This is a genomic window from Catenuloplanes japonicus (assembly GCF_000717135.1).
In the GTDB taxonomy this organism is placed as follows: domain Bacteria; phylum Actinomycetota; class Actinomycetes; order Mycobacteriales; family Micromonosporaceae; genus Catenuloplanes; species Catenuloplanes japonicus.
This window is the reverse complement of record NZ_JNXY01000026.1, coordinates 77,443-88,834: the sequence shown is the minus strand read 5'-3', so window position 1 is coordinate 88,834 and position 11,392 is coordinate 77,443. Positions and strand designations below refer to the sequence as shown.

At 71.9% G+C, this 11,392-nt stretch carries 4 protein-coding genes; 1 reads left to right on the top strand and 3 read right to left on the bottom strand.

Going from position 1 to position 11,392, the window contains the following annotated elements:
* Positions 1–147 precede the first annotated feature (147 nt).
* Genes OP04_RS32255 through OP04_RS52225 form a run of 3 tightly spaced genes read right to left on the bottom strand, consistent with a single transcriptional unit; the run spans position 148 to position 9,289 of the window.
* Complete coding sequence (locus OP04_RS32255) at positions 148–1,062, bottom strand: fatty acid desaturase family protein (RefSeq protein WP_033343679.1); 915 nt, start codon at positions 1,060–1,062, stop codon at positions 148–150.
* A 25-nt stretch (positions 1,063–1,087) separates the two neighbouring features.
* Positions 1,088–1,987, bottom strand: a complete 900-nt coding sequence (locus tag OP04_RS32250) for a pyridoxal-phosphate dependent enzyme (RefSeq protein WP_051799430.1) — start codon at positions 1,985–1,987, stop codon at positions 1,088–1,090.
* A 9-nt stretch (positions 1,988–1,996) separates the two neighbouring features.
* Positions 1,997–9,289, bottom strand: a complete 7,293-nt coding sequence (locus OP04_RS52225; RefSeq protein ID WP_035086949.1) for a non-ribosomal peptide synthetase/MFS transporter — start codon at positions 9,287–9,289, stop codon at positions 1,997–1,999.
* A gap of 411 nt (positions 9,290–9,700) precedes the next feature.
* Here OP04_RS52225 and OP04_RS32240 point away from each other — a divergent pair, with 411 nt between their 5' ends.
* Positions 9,701–11,146: an ATP-binding protein gene (locus tag OP04_RS32240; protein WP_085066925.1), complete on the top strand. Its 1,446-nt coding sequence runs from the start codon at positions 9,701–9,703 to the stop codon at positions 11,144–11,146.
* The last annotated feature ends 246 nt before the right edge of the window (positions 11,147–11,392 follow it).

The following is an 11,392-nucleotide window of genomic DNA, read 5'->3' as shown; positions in this document are numbered from 1 at the left end:
GTCGAGACGCAGATCGCCCCTCGTCGATTCCTTCGGACCCGATGAACTTTCATTGCCCGAAGACCTGTTCAGATGTGCTTTGCAGGCCGTCACATAGAAGACGCCTTCCACCTCGGCAGGTGGAAGGCGCCCGGGGACAAAGGCGAATCAGCCGCGCAGCTGCTGCCAGAGCTTGGCGTAGAAGTCCGCGTACGTACGCTCCACGTGCGTCGCGAACTGTTTGACCTCCTCGTGACGCGACGGGAGCTGGTTGATCGGGACGCTCATCGCGGCGTGGTGCTCGATGTGCAGGTTGTTGCCGTTGGTGAACCAGGTGCTCAGCCGTCCGCCGCGGATCGAGCGGGTGTTGCGCAGCACGTCCGTGGTCTCGGTGTCGCAGAGGATGTGCTCGGGCAGCTCGACCAGGAAGTGCATCGGGACGGCCGCGATCAGCGGCAGCACCCAGAGCAGGAGCACATACTTTCCGAAGCCGGCCACGCTCAGTCCCACGGCCGCGAGCACGACGAACCCCAGGATCAGGTGTTCCTGCACCACCTTGCGGCGCATCTTGGGGCTGATGTCGCCGTACCGGTAGGTCCACCGGCCCAGCGCGGACTGCACCACCTCCCACAGCACCGACACCAGCCGCGGGTAGTCGAAGAGACCGCGGGCCAGCAGCCCGAACGTCAGCGGCTTGCGGGTGTCGAAGCCGAAGAACTCGGTGTCGTCCGGCGTGCCGAGCGCGCGGTGGTGCTGCAGGTGCCGGACCCGGTAGTGGCTGTAGACCACGAACAGCGGCAGGCCGAGCGGCACCCCGACCAGCCGGTGCGGCCAGGACTTCGTGAACGCGGAGTGGTGCAGCGCCTGGTGCTGGAGTTCGACCGCGTGCGTATACATCGCAGCGAGCAGCAGCACGCCGGCGACAGCCGCGACCGGTGAAGGGCTCAGCGCAAGCACCGCGCCGAGACAGGTAAGCAGAGCGAGGAGGGCGAGTTTGCCCAGGTAGACGCGTTCGTCCGCGGCCGTGGTGCGGGCACGGGCGAACAGCAGGACCGGCGCGGGCGCGGTGGCGGTGGCGGTCATCGGTTTCTCCGGGAGACAGAAGGGCTCAGCGGCCGCTGAGCAGGACGACGTGGGTTCCGGACAATTCGGTGGCGGCCAGCAGCCCGGCCATCGCGACGGAGCCGCCCGCGGTCGGGTGCGCGCCGTGCGCGTGCAGGACCGTCTGCGCGGCCAGCAGCTGTTCGTCGGTGGCCGCGTGCACCGCGCCGCCGGTGGCCGCGATCGCCGCCATCGCCTCCGCGCCCTGCAGCGCATGCCAGTTGACCAGCGGCTGGTTGTGGTCGGTGGTGGTCACCTCGTCCGGTCCGAGCATCCGGTACTCGCCGGGCCAGCTGGTGACGATCGGGTTGTTCCCGGCCGACCCGACGCCGTGGATCGGCACGTCCCAGCCCAGGTCCCGGAAACGGCGCGCAATGGCGATCACGGTGGTGCCGTTGCCGACCGGCACCCACAGCGCGGCCGGCGGCTCTCCGCCGAGCGCGGCGTGCAAAGCCACCGCGACCAGCCCGTGACCGGCGAAGACGTCCGCGACGTAGGGCCCGTCCACGTTGCCGTCCACCGCGCCGTCGGCCTGGGCGAGCCGCTTCGACTCGTCGACCGCGTCCTCGTAGGCGCCGTCGACCAGCACCACGTCCGCGCCGGCCTCGCGCATGAACGCGCCGCCGTCGCTCCAGCCGGCCGGCAGCACCACGGTGCAGGGCATGCCGAGCGCGCCGGCGCCCATCGCCATCGCCCGGCCGTAGTTGCCGCAGGTGGCGATCACGATGCGCCGTTTGCCCTCGGCGATCGCGCGGGCGACCACGGCGCGGGCCGCGGGCTCCTTGTGGCTGCCGGAGGCGTACCGCGTCTCGTCCTTGATCAGGATGCGCGCGCCGGGGACCAGCTCCCCCGCGTCGATGAGCGGAGTCTCAAAAGCATTGATGGGGTACGAAACGGAGGTGGGCACAGCGATTCCTTAAGAGGGTGAGTGGGTCAGGGCCGCATCGGCCTGCCGTTGCAACTCGTCACGGGAGCCGATCTCGGCCGGTGGCAGCGCGTCCGGCAGCTCGTCCTCGATGCGCCGCAGCCGTGGCGTGAACCAGCCGCGGACCGCCCAGGCCAGTTGCAGCACGCCGCTGAGGATCACCAGCAGCGCCAGCCCGCGCCCCGGCCCGGTGCCGATCACCGCGCCGACGGAGCCGGCCAGCGCGCCGCCGTCCGCCAGCAGCGGCCGGACGAACCGCTCGGCCGGCGGCCCGACGACCAGGTAGCCGATCGGCATGGTCAGCATCATCAGCGTGATGAAGATCGACAGCACCCGGCCCTGCAGCTCGAAGCCGACCTTGCGCTGCACGATCGCGATCCAGTGCCCCTCGGCCATCACCTCGCCGAACGTCAGCAGGAACATGCCGGCGATCACCCAGGCCGGCCCGGCACCGATCCCGACCACGGTCATCGAGACGCTGGCCAGGCCCATGAAGAGCAACAGTCCGTGGGTACGCCGTAGCGTCCCTCCCCACAGGCCCATGGTGACGGCGGCCGCGAGCCCGCCGAGACCACCGGCCCCGAGCGCGGCGCCGAGCGTGGCCGGGCTGTGCTCGATCAGCAGCATCGGCGTGATGACCGCGAAGCCGAGCGTGTAGAACGCGTGGTCCACCACGAAGAAGCGCAGCGCGGCCCGCATGCCCGGCCGGCGCGTGACGTACCGCCAGCCGTTCCTGATCTCGGTGGTGAAGGTTTCCTCGCGGCGGTGGAACATCAGGTCCGGGAACCGGACCAGCAGCAACGTCAGCACGCCGGCCGTGAACGTGCCGACGTCCAGCAGCAGCACCCCGGGCACGCCGATGCTCGCGATCAGTCCGGCGCCGAGCAGCGGCGCGAAGACCGTGCCGACCGCGACGCCGAGCTGGCTGATGCCGTTCGCATGCCCCAGGAACCGCTTCGGTACGAGCTGCGCGACCGCGGCCAGGTAGGCGGGCCGCTGGAACGCGCCGGCGATCGAGGTGACGGAGACGACCAGGTAGATCTGCCAGAGTCGCAGGTCGCCGCCGGTGAACACGAGGACCGCGAGCGCGGCCATGGCGAGCCCGGCGACCGCGTCGCTGGTCAGCATCACGCGCCGGCGGTCGAAGCGGTCCGCGACCGCGCCGGCCACCGGACCGGCCACGATGCCGGGCAGCAGGCCGATCGCGTTCACCACCGCGAAGTCGGTGACGGATCCGGTCCGCTGGAACACCCAGATGCTCAGCACCAGCGAGCTGAGCCCGCTGCCGACCATGGACAGGAACTGTCCGATCGCGACGATCGCGAACCGGCCGAGGCTGGGCGGTGGCCCCTCGGCCTCCCGCACCGGCTCGACGGGCTCGGGTCCGGCCGCGAAGGACGTCAGCGCCGCCGCCAGCGGTTCCGCGTGCGACTTGACGAAGAAGTGGCCGGCCTTCGGCAGCACCGCCAGGCTCACGCCGCCGTCCGTGAAGTGCTCCCACTCCCGGTGCCGTTCCTGGTAGTGCTCGGTGACCCGGTCGCGGGCGCCGACGACCGCGAGGACCGGCACGGACAGCCGTTCGGCCGCGTCCCGGTACGCGCCGGTGAAGTACTCCTCCGCGTCGCGGGCGTCGTGCCGCACGTTGCGCAGCACGAACGCCTGCTGGTCCGCGTCGTCCAGGTCGGTGAACCCGCCCCGGCCCCGCAGGTACGCCAGGTACTCCCGGTCCGAGGTGAACCGGTCGGTCGGCACCAGCCGGTAGAACCAGTCGAAGAAGCGTCCGGGAAGCCGCGCGGTCGGGAAGCCGGCGCCGAGCGCGACGCCGGTCAGCGGCAGCCCCTCCGCCTCGGCCCGCCGCGCGATCTCCACGGTGGTGGCGACGCCGAGGCAGTGGCCGTAGAGCAGGATCGGGCCGCGGATCGCCCGCATCTCCGCCACCACCTTGTCCGCGATCACGGACGCGGTGAGCAGCGGCTCGTCCGGCCGGGCGTAATCGTGGCCGGGCAGCTCGACCGCGCGCAGCGCCCAGCCGTCCGGGAGCGCGTCCGCGAGCGGCTGGTAGGCGATCGCGCTGCCGCCGGAGAACGGCACCGCGACCACGGTCACGCCGTCCGGGCCCGCGTCGCTCGCGGTGAGCCGGTGCAGCATCGTCCGGGTCTTCTCGACGCCGGCGCCCAGGAACGCGGCCAGCCGCCGTACCGTCGCATGCTGGTAGAAGTCCAGCAGCGTCGGCTGCGGCGAGAGCCTGCGGACCACCTTGAGCACCGCGAACGAGTCGCCGCCGAGCGCGAAGAAGCTGTCGTCCACGCCGATCTCCGGCACGCCGAGCACCTCGGACCAGACGGCCGCGACCTCGCGCTCGCGCGGCGTGGACGGCGCCGGGCCGGAGGCCGCCGCGGGCGTGTCCGGCGGCGCGGGCAGCCGCTTCCGGTCGAGCTTGCCGTTCGGGGTGAGCGGCAGCGCGTCCAGCGTGAGCACCCGGGCCGGGATCATGTGCACGGGCAGCCCTGCCTGCATCGCGTCCCGGATGGCGGTCTCGTCCACGTCGCCGCCGGTCACCACGTATCCGATGAGCCGGGTGTCGTGCACCGCGACCGCGCAGGAGACCACGCCGGGCAGCGCGCCGAGCGCGGCCTCGACCTCGCCCAGCTCGATCCGGTAGCCGTTGACCTTCACCTGGTCGTCGAGCCGGCCGAGGAAGTCGACCGTGCCGTCGAGGTGGAAGCGGGCCGAGTCGCCGGTGCGGTACATCTTCCGTCCCGGCACGAACGGGTCGGGCAGGAAGCGGTCCGCGGTCAGCTCCGGGCGCTCGTGGTAGCCGGGCGCCACGCCCAGCCCGCCCAGGTACATCTCGCCGGCCACGCCGGCCGGGACCGGCTCGCGGTGCGCGTCCAGCACGTACACCCGGTTGTTCGGGAACGGGCGGCCGATCGGCAGCGGCGCGTCCGCGGGCAGGTGCGCGGCGGACCCGTCGAACCACACGTTGTCGACGGTCACCTCGGTCACGCCGTAGGCGTTGACCACGCTGCCGGCCGGCCCGACCAGGCGGCGGGCCAGCTCGTACTCGTGCACGTGCCACTTCTCGCCGCCGCCGATCAGGAGCTTGACCCAGGGCAGCCCCTCGCCGGTACGGTCCGCGTGCCCGAGCAGCCCGCGGAGCACGGCCGGGACCAGCTCGGTGCATTCGACGCGCTCGGCGCGCATCAGCGCGTACAGCTCGGCCGGGTCGAGCAGCGTCTCCCGCGGCACCACGACGAGCCGGCCGCCGGTGGTGTGCGCCCGCAGCGTCTCGCCCACGAACATGTCGAACGAGAAGCTGGCAGCCTGCTGGTACGTCCACTCGCTCCGCAGCCGGTAGGCGCGCTGCCACATGCCGGCCGCGTGCACCAGGTTCCCGTGCGTGACCACGACGCCCTTGGCCTTGCCGGTCGACCCGGAGGTGTAGATGACGTACGCCGGATCGTCCTCCGTGGCAAGTCCCGGCAGGTCGGTGTCCTCTGCCGGGAGGACGTCGAGGTAGGCCGCGTCCACCAGCACCGCGGCGCCGCTGTCCGACAGCATGTAGTCCAGCCGGTCGCGCGGGTAGGCCGGGTCCAGCGGCACGTACGCGCCACCGGCCTTCAGCACGCCCCACATCGCGGCGAACAGGTCCAGCCCGCGGTCCAGGCAGATCGCCACCTGATCCCCCGGCCGTACGCCCTCCGCGCGCAGCCGTCGTGCGATCCGGTTCGCCCGCGCGTTCAGCTGCCCGTAGCTGAGCGTCTCGCCGCGGAACGTCAGCGCGGGCGCGTCCGGCGTCGCGGTGGCGTGCCGTTCGAACAGCTCCGGCAGCGTGGCCGCGTCCGGCAGCGGGGCCTCGAACGCGTTCCACTCGTGCAGGATCCGGTGCCGTTCCGCGCCGGTGAGCATCGGCAGCCGGGTGATCTGCGCGCCCGGGTCGGCCACGGCCGCGCCGAGCAGCGTCAGCAGGTGGTCCAGCAGCGCGCCGACGCGCGGCGCGTGGAACAGCTCGGTCGCGTAGTCGATGCTCAGCACCGGCCCGTCGACCGGGAAGTCCAGGCCGACCGCGAGATCCACCATGGTGGCGGCCGGCGCCAGCTCGCCCGCGTAGGCGATGCCCGGCTCGGCCGGCGCGGGCGTGTTGTGCACGGTCAGCATCACCGGGCTGATCCGGTTCCGGTTGCCTTTCTGCGGGCGGGCCATCGCGTCCAGCAGGTCCGGCAGCGCGAGCGCCCGGTGGTCGAGGTCGGCCAGCAGCCCGTCCCGCACGCGCGCCACCAGCTGCGCGAACGTGGGCGCGCCGCTCAGGTCACCGCGCAGCGGCAGGATGTTGAGCAGCGGCCCGACCGCCGACTCCAGGTGCGGCCCGGTCCGCCCCGCGACAGGCGACAACACCGTCACGTCGGTACGCCCGGTGTAGCGCGACAGCACGGCCTGCAGCCCCGCCAGCATCACCATGAACAGGCTGGCCCGCTGTTCCCGGCCGAGCGCGCGGAGTTGATCGAGCAGCGCGGGGTCGAGCGGGCGGCTGATCCGCGCGGACGTGAACGAGCGGGCTGCCGGGCGGGGACGGTCCGCGGGCAGCTCCAGGTCGAGATCCGCATCGGCGAAACGCTGTCGCCAGTAGTCACGCAGCGTCTCGTCGGCGCGCGCGGCCGCGTCCCGGGCGGCGATGTCCGGCGCGGTCCCGGCGACCGGGATCACCGCGCCGGCCGTAGCAGTCCTGCCGGCCGGAGCAGTCGCGTCGGCGGGAGTCGGCGCGTCGCCCGGACCAGCCGTCGCGGCCTGGCCGGTCGCGTCGGCCTGACCCGGCGCGACGGCCTGGGTCGCGCCTCGGTAGAGCGCGGCGAGGTCGTCGCCGACCACCGCGGCGGACCAGCCGTCGAAGATCAGGTGGTGCACGACCAGCACCAGCTCGGTGCGGTCCGGCGTGAGGTAGGCGCGGGCCAGCGGTCCGGCCGCCAGGTCGAACTTCCCCTTGACCGGCTCACCCACGGTCAGCCCGATCGTGCCCTCGGGGTCGATCACCATGTGCGGCTCGGTGCCGTTGTCGGGGAAGCGGGCGCGCAGCAGCGGATGCTTCCTCACCAGCGCGGACAGCGCCGTGACCAGCGTCTTCTCGTCCGCGGCGCGATCGAAGCGGTAGCGGATGCCGAGCGTGTGCGCGGGAAGCCCTGCACAGACCTGTTCCGCGATCCAGAAGTCCCGCTGCATCGGGCTGAGCGGCAGCTCAACCCCCTCGGGAAGCCCGGCCATGACCGCGTCGTCGCCGGTCACGCCGCTCTCACCCGGGCCGCGCACGATCGCGCGGTTCCGTGCCTCCGCGGTCGCTCGGCTCCCTGCCCAGCCGCTCTCCTCAGCGGCGGCCCGGCCGCCAGCGCCGTGCTCAGCCACGCCGCCTTCGCCCGCTACGCTCCCGGCCCGATCGGCCGCGCCATCATCGCCGACCGCACCCCGGCCAGCGCCACGATCGGCCGCGTCGTCGATCTTCGCCGCGATCGTGTGCAGGGACGGGTCCGCGTAGAGCTCGCCGAGTGTGAGGGTCACGCCGTGGCGGTGGCGGAGTTCGCTGATCAGGCGTACCGCGTCGAGGGAGTCGCCGCCGAGCGCCGTGAAGTCGTCGTCCGGGTGCACGTCGGTGGCACCGATCAGCCGGGTCCAGATCTCCGCGACCGTGGTCTGCGCCGGGGTCAGGCCGTCGGACGCGGCAGCGACCGGCACGTGCGTCGCGGCCAGCGCCCGCCGGTCCACCTTGCCCTGCGGCGTCAGCGGGAAGCGGTCGTGCCGGACCAGAACGGCCGGGACCAGGTGAGACGGCAGCAGGTGTGCGAGTTCCGGCCGTACCGTGGAAAGATCTTGATCTTGGTTTGTGATCACGTGCCCGACGAGTCGCAGGTGCCCGTCCGCATCGGCCGCCACCACGACCGCGTCCACGATCCCGGCGACGCCGCGGAGCACCGCCTCGATCTCCCCCGGCTCCACCCGGAAGCCGCGGATCTTGATCTGATCGTCCAGACGACCCAGAAATTCAAGAGCGCCATCGGGGGTACGCCGTACGCGGTCCCCGGTCCGGTACTCGCCGTCCGCCGTGAACCGCTCCGCCGTCAGGTCGTCCCGGTGCAGGTAGCCGGCCGCGACCTGCGCACCACCGATCAGCAGCTCACCGGTCTGCGCCTCGTGCCCGTCCGCATCCAGGATCCGGCAGGTCACGCCGGACAGCGGCCGGCCGATCGGCACCGGGCCGCCGTCCCAGCCGGTCAGGTCCGCCGTGGTCGCCACCACCGTGGTCTCGGTCGGCCCGTAGGTGTTGACCAGCCGCGTCGCGCCGCCGCGTGGCCAGTGCCGCACCGCCTCCGGCTGCGCCGCCTCCCCGCCGATGATCGTCAGCCGCACCGTCGCCGGCACCGCCGCCTCACCGCGGGCGACCGCCACCGCCAGCTCGTGCCAGTACGCGGTCGGCAGGTCCAGCACCGTGATCCCGAGCGCCGCGCACCGGTCCAGGAACAGGTCCGGCCGGCTGATCATGTCGTCGTCCCGCAGCACCACGGCCGCCCCGCAGGTCAACGACGGGAAGATCTCCTCCACGCTCGCGTCGAACCCCAGCGACGCGAACTGCAGCACCCGGTCCGTCCCGGTGAGCTCATAGCGCTCCACCGCCGCCACACAGAACGCCGCCAGCGCCCGCCCCGGGACCAGCACGCCTTTCGGCCGCCCCGTGGACCCCGAGGTGTAGATGACGTAGCCCGGATCGTCATGCACACCGCCGTTCCCGGCCGTCGCGGCGTCGATCCGCATGCCGGAGGCGTCGACGTGCGAGTGCGGGACGTCGACGTGCGGGACGTCGACGTGCGGGACGTCGACGTGCGGGTCGCCGGCACTCGCGCCGCGGAATGTCGCGGGCAGGAAGCCTGCGGTTTCGATCCCCTGATCGGTCACGATCGCGCGCGGCCGGGCGTCCTCCAGGATCAGCTCCTGCCGGGCCGCCGGATAGGCCGGATCCACCGGCACGTACCCCGCCCCCAGCCGCCGGCACGCGAGCATCGCCACGATCGCGCCCCGCCCGCGCCGCATCCGGAGAGCGACGAGATCCCCGCGACGCACACCCGCCGCCGCCAGCTCTGCCGCGACCACACCCACCCGCGCAACAAGCTCGGCGTAGCTGACCTCACCGTCGCCGTCGACCACCGCCGGTGCCGCCGGCCGCCGCACCGCCTGCCCGGCGATGCTCCGCCACAGCGGCTCCTCCCCCACGATGTACGCGGGGACGTCCGTGGCCTGACTCATCGAATCTCCAATTTTCCGCAGCTCTTCGGCGACGTGCGGCGGAGACTCTATAGACAGTTGAACGTTCAAAGATGAACTGAACCGGAAGCCTCAATGGCAGTTCGCTCCCCACCACCTCACCACTCAGCGTGACGATTCAGTCGTCCACAGTGGCCGCCTCAGCGTCCGCGCAACTCATCGAAACCTCGGAATCAGCTGATAGACCGCCACCCGCCGACCACCGAACCGATCACTGAGCGCAACCAGACCCCGTCCACCCACCCGCACACGCCGTTCACCTTGTTAGCCCTGAATTCGATTTCCCAGCTTTCGGCATATCGGACGAAAGCCCCCTTGGGCGAGGCGTCAAATGTAACTCCAAATGTAACTACAACCGTTGAAATGTAACTAGCGGCCAGTTACATTCGCACGGTGAACAGGGATCTGGACAGCCTCGTACGCACCCTGCGCGCCTCGGGCGGGGACACCGCGGCCGTCGAGGTCACGTCGGCCGCCGGCGGCCTGCCCATCTCGCTGACTTCTTCGTTGAGCGCGCTCGCCAACCTCGCGGGCGGCGGAACGATCATCCTCGGTTTGGACGAACGTGCCGGCTTCCGCCCCGTACCCCTGGCCGACCCGCAGGCGCTCAAGCAGGGCCTCGCCGCGAAGGCACGCGCTTACACACCGCCGGTGCGCCTGTCGATCGAGGACGGCATGGTCGACGGGCAGCCGGTGATCGTGGCCCGCGTACAGGAGTGCGACCCGTCTGCCAAACCGTGCCGGGTGACCGCAAGCGGCGACGGATACCTGCGCGGTTACGACGGCGACTTCCTGCTCTCCGACGTGGAGGTCCAGGGTTTCCTCGCCGCACGCCGACCGCCGCTGTTCGACCGCCGCCCCGTCGACGGCGCCGACCCGGACGACCTCGACCCCGACCTGATCGCCTCCTACCTGACCACCGTGCGCGCGCGGGACTCGACCGGCCTCGGCCGGTTCACCGACGACGCGGAGCTGCTGCGCCGCGCCGGCGTGACGGTCGCGGGAGGGCAACCGACGACGGCCGGACTCCTCGCGCTGGGCCTGCATCCACAGCAGTTCTTCCCGCGCTTCGTCATCCGGGCCGCGGCGGAACCCCGGCCTCAGGATTCGTCGGCGGTACGCGCGCGTAACCAGGTCACCATCACCGGCCCCATTCCACGGATGCTCGACGCCGCTCTCGACTGGGCTCGCCGCACCTTCGACACGAAGATCGTCGAGAACCCCGGCGGCAGCGTCACGGACGAACCCGCGTACCCGCTGCTCGCCTTCCGCGAGATCATCGCCAACGCGCTCATCCACCGCGACCTCGACGACTGGTCACAGGCCTTCGCAGTCGAGGTACGGCTACGCCGCGACCGGCTCGTCGTCACCAACCCCGGCGGCCTGCACGGCATCACCGTCGACCGTCTCGGACACGATGCGGTCACCTCCGCCCGCAACGGACTCCTCGTCGGCATCTGCCAGCACGTCCGTACGCCCGGCTCGGGCGGCCGGGTCATCGAGGCCCTCGCCGGCGGCATCCCCACGATCACCCAGGAACTGTCGAGTCACGCGCTGCCCCCCGCACAGTTCATCGACGCCGGCATCAGATTCACCGTGCTGCTGCGCCCCACCACCGGCGCCGCGCGATCACGCCCGCCTCTCGGCGCCACCGAGCTGCGCATCCTCGAAGCCCTCACACCCGCCCCGCAGACCGTCGCCGGCCTCCAGGCAGCCCTCGGCCTGTCCGCCCCCAACATCCGCAAAGCACTCCGCAATCTGCGCAATCGCGGCCTCGCCCACCAGGACGGCGGCCAAGGCCGCCCCACCACCTACCGCATCACCGCCGCCACCAACTGACCCACGAACCGCCAACACGACGGAGTGCACCAACACGACGGAGGTGCGCCCCCAGGCAACGCACCAACACGACGTGCCGCGCCCACCGGGCAACGCACCAACACGACGGAGGTGCACCCCCGGGCAACGCACCAACACGACGTGCCGCGCCCACCGGACCGTGGGGTTTCCGGGGCTCGGCCCCGGAGCAGAAATGACGAGACGCTCTACGTTCGCGCTTTCCGCGAACATAGAGCGTCCAAGAGT

Coding starts and splice junctions, on each gene's coding strand:
- OP04_RS32255 (WP_033343679.1), bottom strand. CDS start 1,062: ATGACCGCCACCGCCACCGCGCCCGCGCCGGTCCTGCTGTTCGCCCGT.
- OP04_RS52225 (WP_035086949.1), bottom strand. CDS start 9,289: ATGAGTCAGGCCACGGACGTCCCCGCGTACATCGTGGGGGAGGAGCCG.